Here is a 24,031-nt window from a genome sequence, read left to right on the forward strand (position 1 = left end):
TGCGGGCGCTTTCCGCATTCCGCTCCAGGCCATCGGGAGGAACTGAAAAATCATGATCAATGGGAGTGAGACATGAAAAAATTGCTGACCGCCGCACTTTCGGCTGCGCTCGTCGCCGGCACGGCGCATAGCCAACGGCTGAACTTCGACGATACTGCCGAGTTCGACAGACAGCGGACGCTGCTGACGGCCAAGGCCAATGGTCCGGAAGGGGAGCCTTGGGAGCAGTACTACGGCGACCAGATGGCCGACACCGCAAAGCACAAGAAGCCAGGTCCCTACACGATCTGCTTTTCGAACGCCGGCGTGAACAATGCCTGGCGGGTAACCGGCTGGACGAACATGCAGGCCGAAGTAAAGCTCCATCCGGAAATCAAGGAGCTCATTCACGTCGATGCCGAAGGGTCCGACGACAAGCAGATCGCTGACATCGACGACCTCATCAACGGCGGCAAATGTTCCGCCCTCATTGTCTCGCCGAATACGACGGCAGCCCTGACGCCTGCAGTCGAGAAGGCTTGTGCGAAGCTTCCGGTGATCGTCTTTGACCGCGGCGTCAACACCAAATGCCCGGTCACCTTCATCCATCCGGTGGGTGGTTACGGCTTCGGTATCCAGGCAGGCGAGTTCGTGGCGGCCACGGCACCCGCGGGCGCCGACGTCCTGATGCTGCGCATCGTACCGGGTGTCGATGTGCTCGAGACCCGCGCGTCCGCAGCCAAGCGCATTTTCAAGGAGACAGGGCTGAACGTCATCGGCGAGGAATTCACCGAGGGCGACAATGCCAAGACCAAGTCGATCGTCGAAGACTACCTGCAACGCGGCAAAATCGACGCGATCTGGATGGACGCTGGTGCCACAGCAGTTGCAGCCCTCGAAGCCTTCGAGGATGCGGGCCTGCCGCCCCCGATCATTACCGGCGAGGACCAGCAGGACTTCCTGGTCAAGTGGAAGTCGGAAGGCTTTAAGGCGATAGCCCCGACCTATCCGACCTACCAATGGCGCACGCCAATCATCGCGGCAGTGAAGGTGCTGCAGGGCGAGGCAGTGCCGGGTCCGGAATGGGTAATGCCGCAGCCGGCGATCACGGCAGAAACGCTCGATCAATATGTCGACGCCAAGATGCCCCCGCTGCATCACGCCATGTGCGGCTGCGAGAAGCTGCCGGACTATCCCGCCGCCTGGGGTGGAAAATAAGCTTGAAGACCGAGCCGCTTGCGGCTCGGTCTCAGTCCCATCAGCTGAGTAGCAAGCCCAGCTTTCTCATCGTCTTGAGCGGCCTTCGGCTGACGGCACGAAGCGTGCAGCCGCTACGGCCGTGTCAACAGCATCGAGATGCCCTGTCCGACGCCGATGCACATGGTGGCGATCGCACGCTTGGCACCCTGCGCTTCGAGCTCCAACGCGGCGGTCAACGCCAGGCGTGCACCGGACATGCCGAGCGGATGGCCGAGCGCGATGGCGCCGCCGTTCGGATTGACACGGGGCGCATCGTCGGCAAGCCCCAGTTGCCGCATGCAGGCGAGCGCCTGCGCTGCAAAGGCCTCGTTCAACTCGACGACATCGATGTCGCCGATGCCGAGACCAAAACGTTCCAGGAGCTTGTGCGTGGAAAAGACCGGTCCGATGCCCATGATGCGTGGGGCAACACCGGCCGTTGCCATGCCGTCGACGCGGGCCAAGGGCTGAAGTCCGTAGCGCTCGACCGCGCCGGCTGAGGCGAGAATGAGCGCGGCCGCGCCGTCGTTGACGCCCGATGCGTTGCCCGCGGTTACCGTGCCATTGGCGCGGAACGGCGTCGGCAGGCTCGCAAGCTTTTCGAGCGTCGTCTCGCGCGGATGTTCGTCGTGTTCGACGTGGGTCGTCTCGCCCTTGCGTCCCTTGATCGCGTAGGCGGCGATCTCGCGGGCGAGACGCCCGCTCTTTTGCGCAACTGCCGCGCGCGCCTGGCTGCGCAGTGCAAAGGCGTCCTGATCTTTGCGGGAGATGGAAAATTCGGCGGCGACGTTTTCGGCGGTCTCCGGCATCGAGTCGATGCCGTATCGGTCTTTCATGGCCGTGTTGATGAAGCGCCAGCCGATCGTCGTGTCGTGGATCTCGGTGCTGCGCTGGAACGGGCTTTCGGCCTTCGGCATGACGAAGGGCGCACGCGACATGCTTTCGACGCCGCCGGCGACCACGATTTCGGCCTCTCCCAGCCGGATCGCGCGAGCGGCATAACCGACCGCGTCCAGACCGGAACCGCACAGCCGGTTGATCGTCGTTCCGGCGACCGTCTCCGGTAGCCCGGCGAGCAAGGCGGCCATGCGGGCGACGTTGCGATTGTCCTCACCCGCCTGGTTGGCGCAGCCAAGTACGACCTCGTCGATCGCTTCGGCCGGAATGGATGCTACGCGCGCCAGCGCCTCGCGGATGACATGGGCCGCAAGATCGTCCGGGCGGGCGCTCGAGAGTGCTCCGCCGTAGCGGCCGATGGGGGTTCGCACGCCGCCGACGATGTAGGCTTCAGCCATGAGATTTATCCTTTGCTTTGCCCGGCTGCAAACATCGGCCCTCCCTTGTGCGCGGGAAATCCGTAGCCGTTGATCATCACGAGATCGATGTCGCCGGGACGCGCGGCGATGCCTTCGGCGAGCAGCGCCTTGCCTTCGTCGCACATGGCGTTCAGAAGCCGGTTCATGATCTCATCGGATTTAAAGGCGCGCGGCGTGATGCGCTTGGCTGCCCGCGCCGTTTCGATCATCGCCGTGACGTCGGGATCAACGGTGCGCTCACCATCGGGATAGGCGTACCAGCCGCGGCCACTCTTGCGGCCGAGACGGCCGGCCTCGCAGAGCCTGTCGGCGATTTCGACATAGCGTGCGGCAGGATCGCGTGTTGCCGCCTGTCGCTTGCGTCGTGCCCAGGCAATCTCCAGTCCGGCCATGTCGTTGACGGCGAAGATGCCCATCCGAAAGCCATAGGCCTCGAGCGCGGCGTCGATCTCCTGCGGCAGTGCCCCATCTTCCAGCATGAACTCCGCCTCGCGGCGATAGGCCGAGAAAATGCGGTTGCCGATGAAGCCTTCGGTGACCCCGGTTACGACCGGCAGCTTGCCGAGGCGTTTGACGAAGGCAAGCGCCGTCGCCAGGACGTCCGGCGCGGTCTTGGCGCAATCAACGACTTCGACGAGCCGCATCACGTTGGCGGGCGAAAAGAAATGCAGGCCCACCACCCGTGATGGATCGACCGTCGCCGCCGCGATCGCATCGGGGTCGAGATAACTGGTGTTGGTCGCGAGGATGGCGCCCGGTGCGACTATGTCGTCAAGCTTCTGAAACAACTCCGTCTTGACCTGGAGGTCGTCGAACACCGCTTCGATGACGAGGTCAGCTTTCGCGAGCTCAACGGCTTCTGCGGTGGTCTGCAGCCGCGCGAGGCATTCGTCGCGTCCGTCAGCAGTCAATCGTCCAGCCCGCACGGTCTTGCCGAGCGTCTCGGCAATGCGTGCCCGTCCGCCGGCTGCGGCTTCTTCCGTCTGCTCGAAGGCGACCACGCGGTAGCCGGAGGTCAAGGCGGAGACCGCGATGCCGGACCCCATCAGCCCGGTGCCCACGACACCGACGATCGCGATCGGCCGAGGCGAAACCTTGTCGAGCCCTTCGACCTTGCCGGCGGCGCGCTCCGCAAAAAACACATGCCTGAGGGCCGCTGACTCGACCGAATCCCGCAGACGCCGGAAAGTCGCGCGTTCCTCAGCCAGTCCTTGCTTCAGGTCGAGTTCACCGGCTGCCTTAACGAGGCGGATTGCCTCGGCGGGGGCAGCCTGGCCGCGGGCCTTTGCCAGAACCTTCGCTTCCACCGCGCCGACGGCTTTGGCGTGCGCAGGCGGGACGGCGATCATGCCGGTCCGACGGAGCGGCTTGCCAGCTTGCTCTTGAACGAAAGCCAGAGCGACAGCGACAGGATCGGCGGCAATGCTGTCGGCAAGCCCAAGCGCCACAGCTTCGGCGGCCTTCACGGCACGACCGGTTCCGATGAGATCGATCGCCATGACCGTGCCGATCAGGCGTGGCAAGCGCTGCGTACCGCCAGCACCCGGGACGAGCCCGAGCTTTACCTCGGGCAGGCCGAACGACACCTTCTCGCCGGCAATCCGGCCGTGGCAGGCAAGCGCCACCTCGCAGCCGCCGCCAAGGGCGGCGCCGTTGACGGCTGCGGCAACCGGCTTGTCGAAGGTCTCGATGCGCTCGATCACTTCGGGAAGCAGCGGGTCGACCGGCGGCTTGCCAAACTCCCTGATATCCGCGCCGCCGATGAAGGTATTGCCGGCGCCGGTGATGACGAGACCCGCAATCGTCGACCGTTCGGCAACATGGTCAAGCGCCACCATCAGGCCGGAACGGACATGCGCGGAGAGCGCGTTGACGGGCGCGTTGTCGATGGTAACGAGGAGAACGCCACCTTCAAGTCGGGCGGAAACGCTTTCGGAAAATCGGATCTCGGTCATGCTGCCAAACCTCAATCGGGGACGACGGCCGTTGCCTGGATCTCGATCTTGGCGCGGTCTTCGACGAGCGAGACGACCTGCATCGCAGCCATGGCCGGGAAATGCCGGCCGATGATGTCGCGATAGGCCTGACCGATGCCGCGCAGATTGCCGACATATTCCTGCTTGTCGGTGAAGTACCAGGTCATGGTGGTGATGTGCTGCGGTTCGGCGCCGCCGGCCGCAAGCACGGCGACCACGTTCTTCAGCGTCTGGCGCACCTGCTCGACGAAATCGTCGGTCTCGAACTCGGACCGCGCGTTCCAGCCGATTTGGCCGCCGATGAAGACGGTGCGGCCTTTGGCCGAGACGCCGTTGGCATAGCCGATGGGCTTAGCCCAGCCTTCAGGTTGCAGGATGGTGTGCATCGGTCGTCTCCAGATGTTGTGTCAGCGCGGCGCGGATATCGTCCGGCCAGGCACAAGAAGCGTGATTGTCGAGCGAGGTGGCAACGACCCGCTGTTTTGCTGTCCAGAGCACGGTGCCTCTCTCCGAGACCGTGTGCTCCATGTCGAGCGACGAGCGGCCAATGCCGCGCACCGCCAGCGCGAAATCCAGATCGTCGCCCTGGAAGCCCGGTCGAGAGAAGGTGAGATCGAGGCGCACCGTCGGCACGCCGATCCGCCGCTCGTCGTTCATGGCTTTCCAGGGAAAGCCGAGCGAGGCGAAGAAGTCCTCCGTCACCCCGACAAGAATATTGAGATAGGACGGGAAGTAGGCGATCCCCGAGGGGTCGCAGTCTCCGAACCGCAGTGGTCTCGTGGTCCTGAACATCGATGCCGACCTCAGTTCGCAAAGGCGGCAATGCCGGTGATGGCACGGCCGAGGATCAGCGCATGGATGTCGTGCGTACCCTCATAGGTGTTGACCACTTCCAGATTGACGAGGTGGCGGGCCACCGGAAATTCGTCCGAAATGCCGTTGCCGCCGAGCATGTCGCGCGCAGTTCTGGCGATTTCCAACGCTTTTCCGCAGGAGTTGCGCTTGAGGATCGAGGTCAGTTCGACCGGCGGATTGCCTTCATCCTTCATGCGCCCGAGGCGCAGGCAGCCCTGCAGGCCAAGGGCGATTTCGGTTGCCATGTCCGCGAGCTTCTTCTGGATCAGCTGGTTGGCGGCAAGCGGCCGGCCGAACTGCTTGCGGTCGATCACGTATTGCCGCGCCGTGTCATAGCAGGACTCGGCTGCACCAAGGGCGCCCCAGGCGATGCCGAAGCGCGCGGAGTTGAGGCAGGTGAAGGGGCCCTTCAGTCCTGTCACCTCGGGCAGCATGTTTTCGTCCGGCACGAAGACCTCGTCCATGACGATCTGGCCGGTGATCGATGCCCTTAAGCCCACCTTGCCGTGGATCGCCGGCGCGCTGAGACCCTTCCACCCCTTTTCGAGGATGAAGCCGCGGATGGTGCCATCTGACGTCTTTGCCCAGACGACGAACACGTCGGCTATCGGCGCATTGGAGATCCATGTCTTTGAACCGGACAGCAGATAGCCGCCATCGACCTTGGCGGCCTTGGTGATCATCGATCCGGGATCAGAACCGTGGTCTGGCTCGGTCAGGCCAAAGCAGCCGATCTTGGTGCCGGCAATCAGTCCTGGCAGGTATTTGCGCTTCTGCGCTTCACTGCCGAAGGTATGGATCGGCACGATGACGAGCGAAGACTGCACGCTCATCATCGAGCGGTAGCCGCTGTCGATGCGTTCGACCTCACGGGCGATCAGGCCGTAGGAAACGTAGTTGAGGCCGGCGCCCCCGTATTCCTCCGACACCATCGGACCGAGCAGGCCGAGTTCGCCCATCTCGGCAAAGATCGACGGATCGGTTTTCTCGTGGCGGAATGCCTCCTGGACGCGCGGAGCCAGACGGTCTTCGGCATAGCGCGCAGCGGTCTGGCGCACCATGCGTTCTTCTTCGCTCAACTGCTGATCCAGGTTGAACGGGTCCTGCCAGTCGAATGACGCCTTCGAACCATGCATGTTCGACACCCCTTGTTATCGTCCCGTGCCCTTCATCAGCTCGCGGCCGATGATGAGCTTTTGAACCTCGGTCGCGCCCTCGTAGATTCTGAGCGCGCGGATCTCGCGATAGAGCCGCTCGGTGATCTCGCCGACGCGCACGCCGCGGCCGCCAAAGAGCTGCAGCGCCTGGTCGATGACCCATTGCGCGTTCTCGGTCGCGGTCATCTTGGCCATCGCCGCTTCGCGCGTCGTTGGTCGTTTCTGCACGTCGCGTTGCCACGCCGTGCGGCCGATCAGGAGTGCTGCCGCGTCGATAGCGGTCGCCATCTCGCCAAGTGTGCTTTGCGCCGTCGGCAGATCGCCAAGGGTCGCGCCGAACATCCTGCGGCTCTTCGCGTGGGCCACCGCCTCGTCAAGCGCGCGCCGGGCAAATCCGATCGCGGCGGCTGCCACGGACGGGCGGAAAATGTCGAGGGTGCGCATGGCGATCTTGAAGCCTTCGCCAGACGCGCCCAGAAGTTGCGACGCCGGGATGCGGCAATTGTCGAAACGAAGGCGGGCGAGCGGATGCGGCGCAATCGTCTCGATGCGCTCGGGGATGGTAAAGCCCGGCGTATCGGCGAAGACCACGAAGGCGGAAATGCCGCGCGTACCCGGCGCCTCGCCTGTGCGGGCAAAGACGGTATAGACGTCGGCGATGCCGCCGTTCGAGATCCAGGTCTTTTCACCGTCGAGTACGAAATGATCGCCATCCCGGCGCGCAGCGCACGCCATCGCCGCGACATCCGAGCCGGCCTCGGGTTCGGAAAGCGCAAAGGCGGAGATCCATTCGCCGCGGGCGACCTTGGACAGGACGGCGTGTTTCAACGCCTCGGAGCCGGACAGGCTGATCGCACCCGTCCCGAGGCCCTGCATGGCGAAGGCAAAGTCGGCAAGCCCGTCTGTGTAGGCGAGCGTTTCGCGGATGAGGCAGAGCGACCGGCTGTCGATCTCGTCGCTAGCACCGCCGAACGCCTTTGGCACGCAATGGCGAAGCACGCCTGCAGTACCGAGTGCCGCGACCAGCTGCTTGCAGGCGGCATCGACATCAGCGTGATCGATCTCGCCGAGGCCGCCACGAGCCACGAAGGCGTCGAGTTCCGCAGCGAGCGCACGGTGACTGTCATCGTAGAACGGCCAGTCGAGATGATCGCGGGAAGGTGGGCGCAAGGTCGTGCCATGGGAACTCATGCTCAGTTCCCCTTGAATTCAGGCTTCGCCTTGGCGGCAAAGGCCTCGAAGGCGCGGCGGAAGTCGCCGGTCGCCATGCAGATCGCTTGCGCCTGGGCTTCCGATTCGATCAGTTGGTCGATACCCATCGCCCATTCCTGGTCGAGCATCTTCTTGGTCATCGCATGGGCAAACCAGGGGCCGTCGGCGATACTGCGTGCAAATTTCTGGGCTTCGGCAAGCAGCGACGGACGCTCATGCAGAGCATTGTAGAAGCCCCAGGCGTGGCCTTCCGACGCGGTCATGACGCGGCCGGTGAAGAGCAGGTCGGCGGCGCGGCCCTGGCCGATGATGCGGGGAAGAATGCCGCAGGCGCCCATGTCGGCGCCGGCCAGCCCGACGCGGGTAAAGAGAAAGGCCGTCTTCGCCTCGAGCGTTGCCACACGGAAGTCCGAGGCCATGGCCAGAATGGCACCGGCGCCGGCGCAGATGCCGTCGACGGCTGCTATGACCGGCTGCGGGCAGGCGCGGATCTGGCGGACCAGTTCGCCGGTCATGCGGGTAAAATCCAGCAGATCGGGCATCGGCATACGCGTCAGCGGCTCGATGATCTCGAACACGTCGCCACCGGATGAAAAGTTGTCACCGGCGCCGGCCAGCACGACCGCGCGCACGTCGCTGGCGCGGGCAAGCGAGCGGAAAAGATCGCAAAGTTCCTCGTAGCTTTCGAAGGTCAGCGGGTTCTTCTTTTCCGGACGATTGAGGGTGATCGTGGCGACGCGTCCGTCAGCATCCGTTTCGAACAGGAAGTGCTTGGCCTTGTGGTCTTTGAAGGCGCGCTTCTTGGCCTGCATCGGGTTTGTCATCTCTATCCTCCAAGAACTTCGCCGCCGGCGACAGCGATCGCCTGACCAGTGATTGCCGTCGCCTTTTCCGAGACGAGCCACGAGACCGTGTGGGCGACTTCTTCCGGCGTCACCAGGCGTCCCTGCGGGTTGGAGCGAGCAAGGCTGGCGCGCGCTTCCTCGCGCGAACGGCCGGTCTTTTCGCTGATCGTATCGAGCGCGCCGTCGATCAGCGGCGTGTCGGTGAAGCCGGGGCAGACGGCATTGACGGTGACGTCGGTGCGCGCAAGCTCAAGCGCCAGTGCCCTCGTCAAGCCGATGACGCCGTGCTTCGACGCGCAATAGGCCGAAACATAAGCATAGCCGGTCAGGCCCGCGGTGCTCGCAACGTTGACGATCCGGCCGTTGCCGGCCCGCCGCACGGAGGCAAGCGCTGCCTGCGTCACCAGATAGACGCCGGTGAGGTTGATGGAAAGCACCCGCTGCCAAAGCGCGAAGTCGGTCTTTTCGAACGGCGCCGAGGGCGCTTCGCCGGCGCAGTTGACGAGAACGGCAATCTCTCCGGCTTCAGCGATCGCAGCCGTGATACCTTGCTCGACGGCCTGCGGGTTGGTCACATCGAAGCCGTCACGGACAAAGGCCTGTCCGCCGGCAGCAAGGATGTCGCCCCGTACCGCTTCAAGCGGTGCTGCGCGCCGACCGGCGAGGCTGACGATGTGGCCGTCGGCGGCGAGCCTAAGGGCAATCGCCTTGCCGATACCGCTGCCGGCGCCTGTGACGAGGGCGTGCCTTGTCATGGCTTGCCTGCCGTCGTTGCGGCGCGCGCCAGGTTGTTCACGTACTGGGCCCGAGCCGAATGGTACTGTTTCGGCCAGGGCTCGCCGTCATAGCCAATCTTTGCCGCCTCGTGCATCACGAAGGACGGATCGGCCAGATGCGGGCGGGCAATCGCGCAGAGATCGGCTCGACCGGCTGCGATGATCGAATTGGCGTGGTCGGCCTCGGAAATCGCCCCGACCGCAATGGTCGGAACCTGGATCTCGTTGCGGATCTTATCGGAAAATGGCGTCTGGAACAGGCGACCATAGACCGGTTTTTCTTCTTTCACCACCTGGCCGGACGAGCAGTCGATCATGTCGGCGCCCGCCTCCTTGAACAGGCGGGCGAAAATTGCCGCGTCCTCGGGCGTGTTGCCGCCCTCGTGCCAGTCATGGGTCGAGAGGCGAACCGACATCGGCCGGTCCTCGGGCCAGACTTTACGCACTGCGTGGAACACTTCGAGCGGGAAGCGGGCGCGGGCGGCGTGATCGCCGCCATAGTCGTCGGTGCGCAGATTGGTAAGCGGCGACAGGAAGCTCGACAGCAGGTAGCCGTGCGCGACGTGCAGTTCGAGGATATCGAAACCGAGGTCACGGGCCCGTTCGGTGGCCCGCACGAAATCGGTGACGACCCGGTCCATATCCTCCCGCGTCATTTCGCGCGGCATGTCCGAATGCTTGAGGTAGGGCAGGGCGGACGCGGAGATGAGTGGCCAGCCGCCTTCGGCCAAGGGCTGATCGATCCCCTCCCAGGCGACCTTTGTCGCGCCCTTGCGGCCGGCATGGCCGAGCTGGATGCCGATCTTGGCGGGGGTCTGCTGGTGTACGAAATCGACGATGCGCTTGAAGGCCTGGGCCTGCTCGTCGCTCCAGAGCCCCAGACATCCGGGCGTGATGCGGGCATCGGCCGACACACAGGTCATTTCCGGGAAGACGAGCGCCGCACCGCCCATGGCGCGCGCGCCGAGATGAACGAGATGAAAATCGTTCGGCACGCCGTCGGCTGCCGAATACATCGCCATCGGCGAAACCACGATGCGGTTCTTCAGCGTCAGGCCGCGGAGCTTGAACGGCGTAAACATCGGCGGCGGAACCGCCCCGTTCGCCGCCGGCGCCACACCGGCGCGTTCGGCAAACCAGCGCTCGAAGCCTTCGAGCCAGTCCTTGTCGCGCAGGCGAAGGTTCTCGTGGCTGATGCGCTGCGAGCGGGTCAGCATCGAATACATGAACTGTTCGGGCTCCAGCGTGTCGGCATAGCGCGTGCCGACCACTTCGAACCATTCCATCGCATTGCGGGCCGCATTCTGGATGCGGGCGACATCGACGCGGCGCACCTCTTCGTAAGCCGACAGCACGGCGGGAATGTTTGCCTTGTCGTGGCCCAGAATATCGAACTGGCGGGTGAGCTCGATCGCGTCATCGATCGCAAGCTTGGTGCCCGAGCCGATGGCGAAATGGGCCGTGTGGGCACTGTCGCCCATCAACACGACATGGCTGTGGCCGTTGAAATGGCTCCACTTTTCGCAGATCAGCCGGCCGAAGTTCAGCCAGGCGGAGCCGCGCAAGTGCCGCGCATTGGTCATCAGCTTGTGGCCGTCGAGCGTGCCTTCAAAGAGCTTTTCGCAGAACGCGATCGACTGGTCCTGGTCCATCTGGTCGAGGCCATGGGCGCGGAAGACGTCGTCGGTGGTCTCAACGATGAAGGTCGAGGTGTTCTCGTCGAAGCGGTAGATATGCGCCTGGAACCAGCCATGCTCGGTGCGCTGGAAGTCGAAGGTGAAGGCGTCGAACTTCTTGTCCGTGCCGAGCCAGACATAGCGGTTCGGCCGGATCACCATGTCCGGATTGAAGATGTCGGCGTATTTGTTGCGGATCCTTGAGTTGACGCCGTCGGAGGCGATGATCAGATCGGCGTCGGCGAACTGCTCGTCGCTTTCCACGTCCTGCTCGAACAGCAGTTCGACGCCGAGTTCGAGGCAGCGTTCCTGGAGGATGTTGAGCATCTTCTTGCGGCCGATGCCAACGAAGCCGTGGCCGGTCGTGCGGATCTTGCGGCCCTTGAAGACCAGCTCGATGTCGTCCCAATGGTTGAAGGAAACCTCGATCGCCTCGGCGGTCTCCGGGTCCCATTGCCGCATCGACTGCATGGTCGCGTCCGAAAAGACGACGCCCCAGCCGAATGTGTCAAAGGGGCGGTTCCGTTCGACGACGGTGACGTGATGCTCCGGATGCTGCCGCTTCATCAGCAGCGCAAAATAAAGGCCGGCAGGCCCGCCACCGATACAGACGATCCGCATGTCGTTCTCCTCCCGAGTTCCGGCTGCGCGTCACCGTCGAGCTGGCACAAGTGGCCATGCTGGACTGTTGCAAGCAGGGTGGACTCGTTCAGGAGAAATTTCAAGCTTAAAATTGTTTTGGGCAGATGGGAAGCCGACGCCGGGCGCTCGCAGCGCCGCCGAGCGGCGTCGCATCGCTTCGGGGCCGGTGCGGCAGAAAGTAAGGCAGTTGTAGGCAGAAGCGCCGTGAACTCAGGAATTTCGCGCGAGCGAGGCGATGATCGACCGCTTGAGTGTGGCAAGCTCATCCATCAGCACGCCGCCTTCCTTGGCCGGAAGGCCGGCAAACAGATCCGAGATCCAGTCGGCATGGCTTGCTGCCATCTTCTCGAATTCGGCGCGGCCGAAGGGGGTAAGCGCGATGATCTGGACACGCCGGTCGGTCGGAAGCGTCGTGCGGCTGATGTGGCCGCTCTCGGTCAGCCGTTCCACCAGCACCGTGATGTTGCCGGGGGAGACCATCATGCGCTTGGAGACTTCGCCAAGCACCATGCCGTCAGGCGCACGCTCGAGCTGGGCCATCAGGTCGAAACGCGGCAAGGTCGAATCGAATTCTTCCCGCAACCGCCGACGGATTTCGCTTTCGACAAGTGTCGAACAGGTCAAGAGACGCAGCCATAGCCTGAGCTCTGCACGGTGATCGCCCGGAGCCTCGAGCGCCTTGGTCTCGCCATCGACCCATTCCGGCGAGGTGTCGAACTTGTCTTCACCCATCATTCCCAACGTCCGCTTCCAACCCTTGGCCGCAAATCAGCGGCTCTTTCGTTTTTCTGCTTTTAGAGAGGTAAGCAGGTCTTGGACAGGTTGTCACGGGCCGTCATTTGGACGCAAGCCCAGGTACCGACTGGGCGAGCAGCGGCGACGCGCGACCGCCATCCTCGGACTGGACATAGACGTTGACGGTAAAGCCGATGTGCTCGGCCATCAGGATGCGGGCACGCTCGATATCGCGATCGAGTGCTGCCTCCATCAGCTCGGTATGGTGCTCGATCGCCATCGCGTCCTCAAGCGCCGAAACGGCCTCCTCGTAGCCTGCGCTCATACCGGCGGCGGCCCTAATCGTCGGCGCCAGACTTAGGAAGCGGTGGTGACGGCGAAGCTGGTCGGAGATCGTCGCCTGAAAGCGCGTGAGCCAGCGCGACCTCGCAGCGCTGATCAAGGCCGTATGAAACCAGGCATGCTTCTCGTCCCATTCGTCGACTTCGCTCTCGGAGAAACGCTCGACGGAAACCTTGCAGCGCGACAGCCGGTAGTGTGCCGTGACGACGGCGGATTCCCAGGCGCTGTCGCCGTTCTCGATCGACTCGATGAGCAGCGGCATTTCGACGGCAAGGCGGGCGCGGGTGAGGTCGTCGAGTTCCTCGCGTGACACCGGAGCAACAGCAAAGCCGCGATTACTGATGGCGGTCACCAGCCCTTCCGCCTCCAGCCGCGACAGAGCCTCGCGTAGCGGTGTCCAGCCGATCCCGTAGCTTTCGCGCAGCGTGCTCAGCTTCATCGGCGCGCCCGGCTTCAGCCGCGTCGAAAGAATGTCGCGGCGCAGCAACCGGTATGCCGATTCCGTTTTGGTCGACTGTTCGTGGTCCTGCATCAGGTTCCCTTAGCGCCCACACCGGGTCGATACAAATATATATAGTTCTGCGCCTCATGTGAAAATATATATATTAATTTGACAAGAGGCCGGAGCGGTTCCATGATCCGCGCAAGCCGCCGAGGAGGGCGGTAACGCTCGTCAAATTCTGGGAGGGATGTATGAGCAGGCTTAAGAGCACGTGGCTTTCGGGATTGGTTGTCGCCGGTGCAATGGCATGGGGACTGGGACAAGCGGCCGCTGATCCGATCCGCATCGGCATCGCCAATTTTGGCGAGCATCCGCAATTGAACGCATCGATCGCCGGCTTCAAGAAGGCGCTGGCCGAAAACGGCTTCGTCGAAGGCAAGGACGTCGTCTACACGGAGAGCCACACCAATTTCGACGCCTCGCTGGTGCCGCAGATGATCGCCAAGCTGCAGGCCGAACAGCCGAAACTGGTCTACACGATCACCACGCCCGTCTCGCAGATCGCCAAGAAGGCGCTCGCCGGCTCCGGCATTCCGGTCGTCTTCTCCGCCGTTACCGATCCGGTGGCCGCCAAGCTCGTTCCGTCTTGGGAGGCCGGTGACGACGGCATGACCGGTGCGACCGACCTTCAGGACGTGGCCGCCGTCATGGCCTTCACCCACAAGCTGCTGCCGAACGCGAAGCGCTTTGGCGTGCCCTATAATCCGGGTGAGGCGAACGACCAGGCCCTGCTCGACAAGATCAAGGAAGCAGCGCCTGACGCAGGCTTCGAGGTCGTGGAGGTCGGCGTCGACAATGTCAACGACATCCAGCAGCGCATCGCCTCCTTCGCCGGCAAGGCCGACGTGATCTATACGCCCGCATCGAACCTGTTGCAGCCGGCGATCGGTGCTGTGTCGGCAGCCGCGCGCCAGGCGCAGATCCCGATCGTAAACTCCGACGACGGTGCAGTGCGTGACGGCGTCGTACCGGCAAGCTTTGCGGTCAACTATGAGCAGGTCGGCGTCAATGCCGGCAAGATCGCTGCTCAGATCCTCAAAGGTGCAGACCCGAAGACGATCGCGCCGTCGCGCCCGGCCTATGAGGATCACGCGCCGCTGATCTCGAAGAAGGCTGCCGCTGCCTTCGGCATCGAAGTGCCGGCAGCGCTCGCGACCGAATGCAACTGCGTGGTCGATTGATCTCCGTCTTGTCTCTTCAGTGACGGCGCCCCGAGCGCCGTCATCTCATAAGTTAAGGGGGAGCCAATGCTGGAAATCAGATCGGCCCGCAAAGTTTTCTACAAGGGGCAGGCGGACGAAAAAGTCGCGCTCGACGGCCTCAATCTCAGCCTTGCCACGGGCGAATTTGGCGTCGTCATCGGTTCCAACGGCGCCGGCAAGAGCAGCATGCTCAACGCCATTTCGGGTGCATTGGTGCTCGATAGCGGCCAGATCGTCATCAATGGCGACGACGTGACCGCAACGCCCGTACACAAGCGCGCGATGCGGCTTGCCCGCGTGTTCCAGGACCCGATGCGCGGCACCGCCGCCTCGATGACGGTGGCCGAAAACATGCTGCTTGCCGAATTGCGCAGCAACAAACGCACCCTGCGGCGCGGCCTGAACGCGACGCGGCTCGCCACCTACAGGGAACGCTTGTCGCTGCTCGGGCTCGGCCTTGAAAACCGCCTCGACACACGGGTGGAGCTGCTTTCCGGCGGCCAGCGGCAATCGCTGTCCTTGATCATGGCGGTCGGCGGCGAGCCGGAACTGCTGCTGCTCGACGAACACACCGCAGCGCTTGATCCGCGCACTGCCGATATCGTCATGCAGGCGACGATCCGCGCGGTCGAAGCCCTGAAGCTGACAACGCTGATGGTGACGCACAACATGCAGCACGCGGTGGATTTCGGTCACAAGGTCATCATGCTCGACGCCGGGCGCGTCCGTCTCGAAATCGACGGCAAGGAAAAGGCGCAGACGACCGTGCCGGATCTGATCGGCCACTTCTCCGTCAAAACCGACCGCATGTTCCTGGCGAGCTGACGATCATGGATATTCTTCAAAATACCTTCGCGAGCTTCGTCTCGCTCGTTCCCGTCACGCTCGCGCAGAGCCTGATCCTCGCCTTCGTCGTGCTCGGGATCATGATCCCGTTCCGCATGTTGAGCTTCCCGGATCTGACCAGCGAGGGTGCGTTTCCGCTCGGCGGCTGCGTCTGCGGCGTGCTGATGGCGGCGGGCATGTCGCCGCTCGCCGCGATCGCTATCGCACTTCTCGCCGGATTCGTTGCCGGCTGCTGCACGGCCTTCATCCATCTGCGGTTCCGGATCCACACGCTGCTCGCCGGCATCCTGATGATGACGATGCTTTATTCGATCAACCTCAGGATCATGGGTCGCTCGAACCTCTCGGTCTTCGGTGCGCCAACGGTGTTCGACTGGGCGCCGGGGCTGCAGCCGGGCTTCCCCGCAAGCAAGATCGTCGTCGCGGGCCTGATCGCACTCATTGTCTTCGTCCTGCTCTACCACTTCTTCCGCACGGAGAAAGGCACGGCCGTTCGCGCCGTCGGCGCCAATCCCGATATGGCTGAAGCTCAAGGGATCAATGTCTGGATGGCGACGATCGGTGGCGTTGGGCTTGCGGGTGCGTTTTCGGCGGCAGGCGGCGCGCTGATGGTGCAGTCACAGGGCTTTGCTGACGTCAACATGGGCCTCGGCATCCTGATCAACGGCCTTGCGGCGCTGATGATCGGCGAGGCGATCGTCGGCAAGCAGAGCGTGGCGCGCCAGCTCGCTGCGCCGTTCGTAGGTGCGATCGTCTACTACCAGCTCGTCTCCTTCTGCCTGGCCGCCGGCATGCCACCGCCGGACCTGAAACTTGCGACCGGCCTCTTCGTTCTGGCCATGCTGGCTCTTCCGAGCCTCAAGCGAAGCCGCGGCCCTGCGCCCGCCCGCGAAACCGTTCGCGAATAAATGAGGACCACCTTCATGAATGCAGTTCCTGATCTTGCCGCGATAAAGGCCATGGATGTGGCCGATGTGCTCAGCCCGATGCGCGAGCGTTTCATCCTGCCGCCGGGTCTCATCTATCTCGACGGCAACTCGCTCGGCGTTGCCTCGACCGCCGCCTTCGACGAGCTTCGCAAGGCCGCGACCGAAGAATGGGGGCAGGACCTCATCCGCAGCTGGAATACGGCCGGCTGGTTCGAGATGCCGCTGACGCTCGGCGACCGGGTCGGGCGGCTGATCGGGGCGGCCGCCGGCCAAACCGTCGTCTGCGACACCACGTCGATCAACATCTACAAAGCCCTCCATGCGGCCATGGCCTTGCGGCCCGATCGGTCGGTGATCGTCAGCGAAGGCGGCAGTTTCCCGACCGATCTCTACATGGCCGAAGGCGTGGTCTCGACGCGTCCGGGCGCCTCGCTCAGGCTCGAAGGGGTCGATGCGCCCGAGATCGAGGATCTGATCGATGGCAGCGTCGCCGTCGTTCTGGTCAACCACGTCAACTACAAGTCCGGCGAGCTGCGCGATATGGCGGCCCTGACCCGCAAGGCGCACGAACATGGCGCACTGGTCATCTGGGACCTCTGCCATACGGCCGGCGCGTTGCCAGTCGATCTTGACGGCGCCAATGTCGATTTCGCGGTCGGCTGCACCTACAAGTACCTGAACGGTGGCCCCGGAGCCCCCGCCTTCATCTATGCAGCCACCCGTCACCACGGCGATATCCGCCAGCCGCTCACCGGCTGGTGGGGACACGCCCGTCCCTTCGCCTTCGAGAAGCACTATGCTGCCGGTGAGGGCATCCGCCGTTTCCTTTGCGGAACACAGCCGATCCTGTCGCTGCGGGCGCTAAAGGGCGCGCTCGACGTCTGGGACGAGGTCGACATGAAAGCGCTGCGCGAAAAGAGCATCCAGCTCACGGATCTCTTCATCGCGCTCGTTGAGGCGAAATGCGGTGCCCACGGTCTGGCGCTCGAAAGCCCGCGCGACGGAACCAAGCGCGGAAGCCAGGTGTCGTTCAAACACCCGCACGCTTACGAAATCATGCAGGCGCTGATTGCCCGTGGCGTTATCGGTGATTTCCGCGCGCCGACGACGATGCGCTTCGGCTTCACGCCGCTCTATGTGAGCTACGCCGACGTCTGGCAGGCCGTCGAAATCCTGGAGGACATCCTCAAGACCGGTGCATGGCAGGATGCGCGCTTCGCGGTCCGTGCGGCCGTAACCTGATTGATGGCACCAAAGAGCAGCGGGCGGTATTTCGCCCGTTGCCTCTTGTTCAGACACATACCGAGGCTGCCGCCCCGCAGCGGATTCGTTCAGAGCCATTGTGCCTGGAGGCGAGAGGACGGCTAACGGGGGATTTAAGCAATGATCGCGCCACACCGCCCGACCCCGGAGGAAATCGCCGATGCCCGTAAACGCATCGCGCCGCATTTCGCGCGCACACCGCTCGTCAGGCTCGATCTTGGGTTTCCGGACCGTCAGATATTCCTGAAACTGGAGACGCTGTCGCCAATTGGCGCGTTCAAGCTCCGTCCCGCCTTGAACGCTGTGTTGTCGCGCGATCCGGCCGAACTCGAAAGCGGCGTCGCAGTCACCAGTTCCGGCAATATGGCCTATGGCATGGCCTGGGCGGCACGCCTCATCGGTGTGCCGATGGTTGCCTACATGTATCGCGGCGCACCCCAGACCAAGATCGACGGTGTGCGTGCGCTCGGCGGAGAAGTACGGTTCGTCAGTGCCGAGACCTGGTGGGACTACATCACTGGCGCCGATCATCCGGATGCGCCGGAACTGCTGATCAATCCGGTGACCGATCAGGCGGTGCTGGCCGGGAACGGCTCCATCGGTGTGGAGATCATCGAGGATCTGCCCGATGTCGACGTCGTGCTTACCCCGTATGGCGGCGGCAGCATGACCACCGGGGTGGCCAGCGCTATCAAGGCCGCTTCCGACCGCTGCCGTGTCTTTGCGGTTGAAGATGACAGCGCCGCCCCTGTTTCGGCGGCCCTGGCCGCTGGCCAAATCGTGACGATCGAAACCCGCCCCTCCTTTATCAAGAGCATCGGCGCACCGTCGCTGGTGCCACAGATCTGGCCGGTGGTCGGTGACCTGATCGATGGGGCGATTGCGGTCAGCCCGGGGCAGGTGACCGAAGCGATGCGGATTCTCTTCAAGAAGGCGAAGATCGTTGCCGAAGGCGCGGGTGCTGCCTCGCTTGCCGCCGCAATCGCGCGACCGGATCTCAAGGGAAACATCGTCTGCGTGGTCTCGGGCGGAAACATCGACGCGGCTGCCTATTCCACAGTGCTCGGCGGTGGCATTCCCTCGGCCTGAGCGACCGATCAAACGCCGAGATAGCGATCCTGGAGTTCTGGCGTCAGCGCAAGCGGCGCTCCCTCGAATACGGTCGCGCCCTTTTCCAGGACGAAGCAGCGGTCGGCAACGGGCAGGAGTTCCGAAAGCGTCTTGTCGACGACGAGGATCGACTGCCCTGCCGCCTTCAGAGTGCGGATCGCCGACCAGATATCCTGGCGAATGACCGGCGCCAGCCCTTCCGTTGCCTCGTCGAGAATGAGCAGGCTGGGATTGGTCATCAAGGCCCGGCCGATCGCAAGCATCTGCTGCTCCCCGCCCGAAAGCGTGTTGGCATACTGAGCGCGCCGCTCGCCGAGGCGAGGGAAGAGCGCGGTCACTTTCTCGAAGGTCCATTCCCTGCCGCGAGCCGTGGCGACGAGGTTCTCCATGACGGTGAGATTGGGAAAGCAGCGCCGTCCTTCAGGAACGAGACCGAGACCGAGCCTTGCAATCCTGTGCGGGCGCAGGCCGGAGATGGTCTTGCCGGCAAAGGAGATGGCGCCTGAACGCGGGCGCACGAGCCCGAGGATCGAGTTGATCGTCGTCGTCTTGCCCATGCCGTTGCGGCCCATGAGCGCGACGACCTCGCCCTCGCGCACATCGAGGTTGACGCCGAAGAGCGCTTGGGATGCGCCGTAGAAGGTTTCGAGACGTTTGAGTTCGAGCAGGCTCACGCGGCTTCTCCCAGATAGGCCCGGCGCACATCCGGATCGCTGCGGATTTCATCGACTGTGCCTGACGCGATGATGCGGCCGTAGACCAGCACGGAGATGCGATCCGCCAGCGCAAAGACCGCATCCATGTCGTGCTCCACCAAGAGCATTGGCGCTTCGTGGCGCAGCCCATCAAGGAACGAAGTCAGCCGCTTGGAGCCCTCCGGTCCCATGCCGGCCATGGGCTCGTCGAACAGAAAGACTTTCGGCGACAGCGCCAGCGCGATGGCGATTTCGAGTTGCCGGCGTTCGCCGTGCGAGAGTTCGGCCGCCGGCACGTGGGCACGCGCAGCAAGATCGACGCGCTCCAGCATCGCCATCGCCGGTTCGGTCAGTTGCTTGTCGTTGCTGACCTGGCGAAAGAAGTGGAAGCTGCTGCCGTGGCGCGCCTGCACCGCCAGCATGACGTTGCGAAGAGCCGAGAATTCCTGCGCCAGCGAGGAGATCTGGAAGCTACGGGCAAGGCCGAGCCTTGCGCGGGCGGCCATATCGAGGCCGCCGATATCCTGGCCGAGAAATCGGATCGTGCCGCTGTCGGCCCTGAGCGATCCGGCAATCTGGTGGATCAGCGTGCTCTTGCCGGCGCCGTTCGGGCCGATCAGCGCATGGATCTGCCCCGGGTGAAGCTCGAGGCTGACGCCATCAGTCGCTTTAAGGGCGCCGAAGGATTTTCTGAGGTCGCGGATTTCGAGAACGGGCTCAGACATGGCGCGGCTTTCCGGAGAGGAGACCCAGCAGACCGCCGCGGGCAAACAGCACGATGCCGAGCAGGATGAGGCCGAGGAAGAACTGCCAGCGCTCGGTGATGCCGCCGAGCACATATTCGAAGAAGACGAAGATCATCGCGCCGGCAACCGGGCCGAACAGTCGGCCTTTGCCGCCGAGGATGATCAGCACGATCAGTTCACCCGACATGTGCCAGGAGAGCATAGAGGGACCGACGAAGCGATTGAGGTCGGCATAGAGCGCGCCGGCAAACCCGGTGATCATCGCCGAGACGGCGAAGGCGACGAGGCGGATGTTGAAAGGTGCGATGCCGACTGCGGCAAGGCGGGTACCGTTCTGTCTCGCCGCCTGCAGGGCGCTGCCGAAGCGTGACCCCTCGACCACGCGAAACAGAAGCAGCGCCGCCATCAGTGCCGCGTAGCAGATCAGGAAATAGGGCAGGGGCTTGGCCGTGTTGACGCCGGGAAAGGCGTTGCGCATCGACAGCGACAGGCCGTCCTCGCCGCCATAGGCCGGCCAGGAGATCGCGAAGTAGTAGATCATCTGCGCGAAGGCGAGCGTGATCATGATGAAATAGACGCCTGAGGTGCGCAGGCTGATCGCACCGATCGGCAACGCGATGAGCCCGGCGACTGCGACGGCGACGACCCAGATCAGCGGCATGGATGTCGTCGCCGGAATGCCCGCAAAGAGCGGCTCGGCATTGAAGGCGTGCGTGGCGAGGATGCCGGCGACATAACCGCCGAGGCCGAAAAAGGCCGCATGCCCGAAAGAGAGCAGCCCACCAAGCCCGAGCGCCATGTTGAGGCCGACGGCGGCAAGCGCCAGCACGACGATGCGGGTTGCGAGCGTCACGTAGAAGGGTTCGCCCAAGCTTGCAGCCAGTATCGGCGCACCGAGAAGCAGCAGGGCGAGCAGCAGGTTGATTGTGGTTTCGCGGGTCATCTTGGCCTCACGACTGTGCCGAAAACAGGCCACTCGGCCTGAAGGCGAGGATAAGGGCCATGACGACGTAGATCAGCATCGAGGCGAGCGCCGCCCCGATCGTGGTCGCCTGCGATGCGGGCATGGTGAGTGCCAGAAGCGATGGGAGCAGGAAACGGCCCATCGTGTCGACGACACCGACGATGACAGCGCCGACCAGTGCCCCCTTGATCGAGCCGATACCGCCAATGACGATGACGACGAAGGCGAGGATGAGGACCGGTTCGCCCATGCCGACCTGCACCGATTGCAATGCGCCCACCAACGCGCCGGCAAGCCCGGCAAGCGCTGCACCGAGTGCGAAGACGACCGTATAGAGCGTGCCGATGTCGACACCGAGCGCTCCGATCATCTCTCGATCGGACTCGCCCGCCCGGATGCGCATGCCGAGCCGGGTTCTGGAGATCAACAGATAGAGGCCGATCGCAACGGCAATGCCGACGCCGATGATCGCCAGGCGGTAGAGCTGGTACTGGCCGCCGCCCGGCAGCGGTACGGCACCCTGGAGCAAGGGGGGAATGTCGAGATAGAGCGGGAAGGAGCCGAAGAGCCAGCGGGCGCCTTCCGACAGGATCAGGATCAGGGCGAAGGTCGCAAGGACCTGATCGAGATGATCGCGGTCGTAGAGCCTGCGGATGACGGCGACCTCGATGATCGCGCCGACACCAGCTGCAGCTGCAAGGCTGGCGATGAGGCCGATCCAGAAGGAGCCGGTGGCGGCTGCGACCGTGGCGCAGGCAAACGCGCCGATCATATACAGTGAGCCGTGCGCCAGGTTGATGAGGCCCATGACCCCGAAAATCAGGGTCAGGCCGGCGGCCATCAGAAACAGCATCACACCGAGCTGGAGCCCGTTGAGCAGTTGTTCGATCAGAAGTGCGGTGAACAAGAGACCGGTCCAAGCTTGATGTCAGGAGGACATGGATCTTCGACCGGATGGCGGCATCAAGGCCGCGCACCCGGGCAAACGACAGGTGCAGGGCACTACATGCTGCACTTCTCGGCGTAGGCGTCCTTGTGGTCTTCGAAGGCGGTGGCGATAATCTTGTTGGTGAGCACGCCGTCGGCTTCCTTCACCACCTCGCGGACGTAGATGTTCTGGATCGGGTGGTTGTTGTTGTTGAAGACGAATTTGCCGCGCACCGACTGGAAGTCTGCTGCCTTAAGTGCTGCGCGGAAGGCGTCCTTGTCTTTGACGCTTGCCTTGGACAGCGCGGCGAGGATCAGGTTTGCGGTATCCCAGCTCTGCGCCGCGTAGATCGAGGGCAGGCGCTTGTACTCGGCCTTGAAGGCTTCGACGAACTTCTTGTTGGCCTCGTTGTCGAGGTCCTTCGACCAGGTCGCCGAGTTCTTGACGCCAAGCGCCGCGTCGCCGATCGCCGGCAGGACGTCCTGGCTAAAGGAGAAGCCCGGGCCCATGACGGGGATGTTCACGCCCGACTGGGCATATTGCTTCATGAAGGCGATGCCCATGCCGCCGGGCAGGAAGAAGTAGACGGTGTCGGCACCCGAGGCGCGGATCTGGGCGATTTCGGCGGCGTAGTCCGTCTGCCCGACCTGCGTGTAGATCTCGCCGGCAAGCGCGCCCTTGTAATAGCGCTTGAAGCCGGTCAGCGCGTCCTTGCCGGCCGGGTAGTTGGGGGCGAGGATGAAGGCGTTCTTGTAATCCTTGTTGGCGTATTGGCCCATCGCCTCATGGAAATTGTCGTTCTGGTAGGCGACGTTGAAATAGTTCGCATTGCAGTTCGCACCGGCAAGTGCCGAGGGACCGGCGTTCGGCGACAGATAGATCACGTCCTGCGCCACCGTGTTCGGCACGACGGCCATCGCAAGGTTCGACCAGATGATGCCCGTCATCAGGTCGACCTTGTCGCCCTGGATCATCTTCTCGGCGATCTGCACCGCAAGTTCCGGCTTCTGGGCATCGTCCTCGATCACCAGCTCGACGTCCTTGTTGCCCGACTGCTTGATCGCCAGCGTGAAGGCGTCGCGCATATCGATGCCGAGGCCGGCGCCGCCGCCCGACAGCGTGGTGATGACGCCGATCTTCACCGGCTCGGCATGGGCAAGGCTTGACGTTGCAAGTGAAAGGCCAAGAAGGCCTGCTGCCAGAATGCGGTTCATGCTGTACTCCTCTTTGTTGGTTCCCTTTTGGGTTGTGTTCTATCAGAGACCCGTGCGCACGTGCCAGAGCTCGGGGAAAAGTTCCACTTCGAGCATCTTTTTCAGATAGGACGCGCCGGATGTGCCCCCGGTTCCGCGTTTCATGCCGATGATGCGCTCGACGGTCGTGACGTGGTTGAAGCGCCAGCGACGGAAGTAGTCCTCGAAATCGACCAGTTTCTCGGCGAGCTCGTAGAGCATCCAATAGCGCTCGGGATCGCGGTAGACGATCTGCCAGGCGGCGAAGACCTTTTCGCTTTCCGTGCGCGTCTCGCGGAAATCGCTCTTGTCCGCCTCCGCGCCGACATCGAAACCGTTGCGCGAAAGAAGCCGGATCGCCTCGTCGTAGAGCGACGGCGCTGCCAGGATCGCTTCCAGCTTTTCCATGATGTCGGGGCGGTGCGCATGCGGCCCGAGCATCGCGACATTGCGGTTGCCGGCGAGGAACTCGATCGCCCGGTACTGCCAGGACTGGAAGCCGGAGGATTGGCCGAGCGATTCACGGAACGTGGTGTATTCGCTGGGGGTCATCGTTCGCAGCACATCCCAGGCGCTGTTCAGCTGCTCGAAGATGCGGGCGACGCGCGTCAGCATCTTGAATGCGGGCTCCAGCCGGTCGTCGCGGATCGAGCGGACCGCCGCGTTGATCTCGTGCAGCGCGAGCTTCATCCAGAGCTCGGACGTCTGATGCTGGATTATGAACAGCATCTCGTCATGGGCTTTGGAAAGCGGCTCCTGCGCATCCAGTACCTTTTCCAGCATCAGGTAGTCGCTATAGGACATGCGTCCCTCGAACGACATCTGGGCGCCTTCTTTCGAAGGGTCGTATGATTTGCTCATGTT

At 63.5% G+C, this 24,031-nt stretch carries 23 protein-coding genes; 6 read left to right on the forward strand and 17 right to left on the reverse strand.

Annotated elements, in window-relative coordinates; translation table 11 throughout:
* The first annotated feature begins 72 nt into the window (after positions 1 to 72).
* Complete coding sequence (locus IB262_RS23600) at positions 73 to 1,197, forward strand: substrate-binding domain-containing protein (protein WP_192493872.1); 1,125 nt, start codon at positions 73 to 75, stop codon at positions 1,195 to 1,197.
* Between the two features lie 113 nt (positions 1,198 to 1,310).
* On the opposite strand, the gene pcaF is transcribed toward IB262_RS23600, so the two are convergent.
* From pcaF to IB262_RS23655, 11 genes are all read right to left on the reverse strand, one after another.
* Positions 1,311 to 2,513, reverse strand: coding sequence for a 3-oxoadipyl-CoA thiolase (gene pcaF, locus IB262_RS23605; protein WP_192493873.1), 1,203 nt, complete (start codon positions 2,511 to 2,513; stop codon positions 1,311 to 1,313).
* A 5-nt stretch (positions 2,514 to 2,518) separates the two neighbouring features.
* Positions 2,519 to 4,489 carry a 3-hydroxyacyl-CoA dehydrogenase NAD-binding domain-containing protein gene (locus IB262_RS23610; RefSeq protein ID WP_192493874.1) on the reverse strand — a complete coding sequence of 657 codons (1,971 nt, stop codon included), beginning with the start codon at positions 4,487 to 4,489 and terminating at the stop codon, positions 2,519 to 2,521.
* Positions 4,490 to 4,500: 11 nt separating this feature from the next.
* Positions 4,501 to 4,896 (reverse strand): RidA family protein, encoded by a 396-nt coding sequence (locus tag IB262_RS23615; RefSeq protein ID WP_060603478.1) that lies wholly within the window; start codon positions 4,894 to 4,896, stop codon positions 4,501 to 4,503.
* Positions 4,874 to 5,302, reverse strand: coding sequence for a thioesterase family protein (locus tag IB262_RS23620; RefSeq protein WP_060603483.1), 429 nt, complete (start codon positions 5,300 to 5,302; stop codon positions 4,874 to 4,876). The genes IB262_RS23615 and IB262_RS23620 overlap by 23 nt, the downstream gene beginning before the upstream one ends.
* 11 nt (positions 5,303 to 5,313) lie before the next feature.
* The gene (locus IB262_RS23625; protein WP_192493875.1) at positions 5,314 to 6,501 is read right to left on the reverse strand and encodes an acyl-CoA dehydrogenase; all 1,188 of its coding nucleotides are present in this window, start codon (positions 6,499 to 6,501) and stop codon (positions 5,314 to 5,316) included.
* A gap of 15 nt (positions 6,502 to 6,516) precedes the next feature.
* Positions 6,517 to 7,713, reverse strand: a complete 1,197-nt coding sequence (locus IB262_RS23630; protein ID WP_192493876.1) for an acyl-CoA dehydrogenase family protein — start codon at positions 7,711 to 7,713, stop codon at positions 6,517 to 6,519.
* 2 nt (positions 7,714 to 7,715) lie between these two features.
* Positions 7,716 to 8,558 carry an enoyl-CoA hydratase family protein gene (locus IB262_RS23635; protein ID WP_134887115.1) on the reverse strand — a complete coding sequence of 281 codons (843 nt, stop codon included), beginning with the start codon at positions 8,556 to 8,558 and terminating at the stop codon, positions 7,716 to 7,718.
* Positions 8,559 to 8,560: 2 nt separating this feature from the next.
* Positions 8,561 to 9,334, reverse strand: coding sequence for an SDR family NAD(P)-dependent oxidoreductase (locus tag IB262_RS23640; RefSeq protein ID WP_034796262.1), 774 nt, complete (start codon positions 9,332 to 9,334; stop codon positions 8,561 to 8,563).
* Positions 9,331 to 11,652: a bifunctional salicylyl-CoA 5-hydroxylase/oxidoreductase gene (locus IB262_RS23645; protein WP_192442888.1), complete on the reverse strand. Its 2,322-nt coding sequence runs from the start codon at positions 11,650 to 11,652 to the stop codon at positions 9,331 to 9,333. The genes IB262_RS23640 and IB262_RS23645 overlap by 4 nt, the downstream gene beginning before the upstream one ends.
* Positions 11,653 to 11,883: 231 nt before the next feature.
* Entirely contained in the window at positions 11,884 to 12,408 is a 525-nt protein-coding gene (locus IB262_RS23650; protein WP_226020898.1) for a MarR family transcriptional regulator, read from the reverse strand.
* Positions 12,409 to 12,508: 100 nt separating this feature from the next.
* Entirely contained in the window at positions 12,509 to 13,282 is a 774-nt protein-coding gene (locus IB262_RS23655) for a GntR family transcriptional regulator (RefSeq protein ID WP_060603491.1), read from the reverse strand.
* Positions 13,283 to 13,443: 161 nt separating this feature from the next.
* Between IB262_RS23655 and IB262_RS23660 the strand changes: the two genes are divergently transcribed.
* The 5 genes from IB262_RS23660 (at position 13,444) to IB262_RS23680 (ending at position 18,581) form a co-directional block, all read left to right on the forward strand.
* A complete protein-coding gene (locus IB262_RS23660) occupies positions 13,444 to 14,433 on the forward strand; it encodes an ABC transporter substrate-binding protein (protein ID WP_110819261.1) in 990 nt (329 codons plus the stop codon).
* Between the two features lie 66 nt (positions 14,434 to 14,499).
* Positions 14,500 to 15,279, forward strand: a complete 780-nt coding sequence (locus tag IB262_RS23665) for an ABC transporter ATP-binding protein (protein WP_034796269.1) — start codon at positions 14,500 to 14,502, stop codon at positions 15,277 to 15,279.
* 5 nt (positions 15,280 to 15,284) lie between these two features.
* On the forward strand, positions 15,285 to 16,208 hold the full coding sequence (locus tag IB262_RS23670) for an ABC transporter permease (protein WP_034796270.1): 924 nt from the start codon (positions 15,285 to 15,287) through the stop codon (positions 16,206 to 16,208).
* A gap of 15 nt (positions 16,209 to 16,223) precedes the next feature.
* On the forward strand, positions 16,224 to 17,471 hold the full coding sequence (kynU, locus tag IB262_RS23675) for a kynureninase (RefSeq protein ID WP_060603524.1): 1,248 nt from the start codon (positions 16,224 to 16,226) through the stop codon (positions 17,469 to 17,471).
* 141 nt (positions 17,472 to 17,612) lie between these two features.
* A complete protein-coding gene (locus IB262_RS23680) occupies positions 17,613 to 18,581 on the forward strand; it encodes a pyridoxal-phosphate dependent enzyme (RefSeq protein ID WP_060518011.1) in 969 nt (322 codons plus the stop codon).
* A gap of 8 nt (positions 18,582 to 18,589) precedes the next feature.
* Here IB262_RS23680 and IB262_RS23685 read toward each other — a convergent pair whose 3' ends face one another.
* The 6 genes from IB262_RS23685 to kynA form a co-directional block, all read right to left on the reverse strand.
* Positions 18,590 to 19,276, reverse strand: coding sequence for an ABC transporter ATP-binding protein (locus IB262_RS23685; protein ID WP_060603494.1), 687 nt, complete (start codon positions 19,274 to 19,276; stop codon positions 18,590 to 18,592).
* Positions 19,273 to 20,022, reverse strand: coding sequence for an ABC transporter ATP-binding protein (locus IB262_RS23690; RefSeq protein WP_060580769.1), 750 nt, complete (start codon positions 20,020 to 20,022; stop codon positions 19,273 to 19,275). Before IB262_RS23690 ends, IB262_RS23685 begins: the two co-directional genes overlap by 4 nt.
* Positions 20,015 to 20,986 carry a branched-chain amino acid ABC transporter permease gene (locus IB262_RS23695; protein WP_034796282.1) on the reverse strand — a complete coding sequence of 324 codons (972 nt, stop codon included), beginning with the start codon at positions 20,984 to 20,986 and terminating at the stop codon, positions 20,015 to 20,017. Before IB262_RS23695 ends, IB262_RS23690 begins: the two co-directional genes overlap by 8 nt.
* Positions 20,987 to 20,993: 7 nt before the next feature.
* On the reverse strand, positions 20,994 to 21,914 hold the full coding sequence (locus tag IB262_RS23700) for a branched-chain amino acid ABC transporter permease (protein WP_034796285.1): 921 nt from the start codon (positions 21,912 to 21,914) through the stop codon (positions 20,994 to 20,996).
* Between the two features lie 95 nt (positions 21,915 to 22,009).
* Positions 22,010 to 23,149, reverse strand: a complete 1,140-nt coding sequence (locus tag IB262_RS23705) for an ABC transporter substrate-binding protein (protein WP_060518003.1) — start codon at positions 23,147 to 23,149, stop codon at positions 22,010 to 22,012.
* Between the two features lie 42 nt (positions 23,150 to 23,191).
* Positions 23,192 to 24,028, reverse strand: coding sequence for a tryptophan 2,3-dioxygenase (gene kynA / locus IB262_RS23710; RefSeq protein WP_060580767.1), 837 nt, complete (start codon positions 24,026 to 24,028; stop codon positions 23,192 to 23,194).
* Positions 24,029 to 24,031 lie beyond the last annotated feature (3 nt).

Origin of the sequence: Ensifer sp. ENS02 (genome assembly GCF_014851885.1) — a bacterium.
Classification (GTDB): domain Bacteria; phylum Pseudomonadota; class Alphaproteobacteria; order Rhizobiales; family Rhizobiaceae; genus Ensifer; species Ensifer adhaerens.

Bases quoted from the DNA above. Each gene is read 5' to 3' on its own strand.
- IB262_RS23695 (WP_034796282.1), bottom strand. From the start codon at position 20,986: ATGACCCGCGAAACCACAATCAACCTGCTGCTCGCCCTGCTGCTTCTC.
- IB262_RS23600 (WP_192493872.1), top strand. From the start codon at position 73: ATGAAAAAATTGCTGACCGCCGCACTTTCGGCTGCGCTCGTCGCCGGC.
- IB262_RS23615 (WP_060603478.1), bottom strand. From the start codon at position 4,896: ATGCACACCATCCTGCAACCTGAAGGCTGGGCTAAGCCCATCGGCTAT.
- IB262_RS23690 (WP_060580769.1), bottom strand. From the start codon at position 20,022: ATGTCTGAGCCCGTTCTCGAAATCCGCGACCTCAGAAAATCCTTCGGC.
- IB262_RS23670 (WP_034796270.1), top strand. From the start codon at position 15,285: ATGGATATTCTTCAAAATACCTTCGCGAGCTTCGTCTCGCTCGTTCCC.
- IB262_RS23625 (WP_192493875.1), bottom strand. From the start codon at position 6,501: ATGCATGGTTCGAAGGCGTCATTCGACTGGCAGGACCCGTTCAACCTG.
- IB262_RS23705 (WP_060518003.1), bottom strand. From the start codon at position 23,149: ATGAACCGCATTCTGGCAGCAGGCCTTCTTGGCCTTTCACTTGCAACG.
- IB262_RS23655 (WP_060603491.1), bottom strand. From the start codon at position 13,282: ATGCAGGACCACGAACAGTCGACCAAAACGGAATCGGCATACCGGTTG.
- IB262_RS23640 (WP_034796262.1), bottom strand. From the start codon at position 9,334: ATGACAAGGCACGCCCTCGTCACAGGCGCCGGCAGCGGTATCGGCAAG.
- IB262_RS23635 (WP_134887115.1), bottom strand. From the start codon at position 8,558: ATGACAAACCCGATGCAGGCCAAGAAGCGCGCCTTCAAAGACCACAAG.
- kynU (WP_060603524.1), top strand. From the start codon at position 16,224: ATGAATGCAGTTCCTGATCTTGCCGCGATAAAGGCCATGGATGTGGCC.
- IB262_RS23620 (WP_060603483.1), bottom strand. From the start codon at position 5,302: ATGTTCAGGACCACGAGACCACTGCGGTTCGGAGACTGCGACCCCTCG.
- IB262_RS23650 (WP_226020898.1), bottom strand. From the start codon at position 12,408: ATGATGGGTGAAGACAAGTTCGACACCTCGCCGGAATGGGTCGATGGC.
- IB262_RS23610 (WP_192493874.1), bottom strand. From the start codon at position 4,489: ATGACCGAGATCCGATTTTCCGAAAGCGTTTCCGCCCGACTTGAAGGT.
- IB262_RS23630 (WP_192493876.1), bottom strand. From the start codon at position 7,713: ATGAGTTCCCATGGCACGACCTTGCGCCCACCTTCCCGCGATCATCTC.
- IB262_RS23680 (WP_060518011.1), top strand. From the start codon at position 17,613: ATGATCGCGCCACACCGCCCGACCCCGGAGGAAATCGCCGATGCCCGT.
- IB262_RS23665 (WP_034796269.1), top strand. From the start codon at position 14,500: ATGCTGGAAATCAGATCGGCCCGCAAAGTTTTCTACAAGGGGCAGGCG.
- pcaF (WP_192493873.1), bottom strand. From the start codon at position 2,513: ATGGCTGAAGCCTACATCGTCGGCGGCGTGCGAACCCCCATCGGCCGC.
- IB262_RS23660 (WP_110819261.1), top strand. From the start codon at position 13,444: ATGAGCAGGCTTAAGAGCACGTGGCTTTCGGGATTGGTTGTCGCCGGT.
- IB262_RS23645 (WP_192442888.1), bottom strand. From the start codon at position 11,652: ATGCGGATCGTCTGTATCGGTGGCGGGCCTGCCGGCCTTTATTTTGCG.
- kynA (WP_060580767.1), bottom strand. From the start codon at position 24,028: ATGAGCAAATCATACGACCCTTCGAAAGAAGGCGCCCAGATGTCGTTC.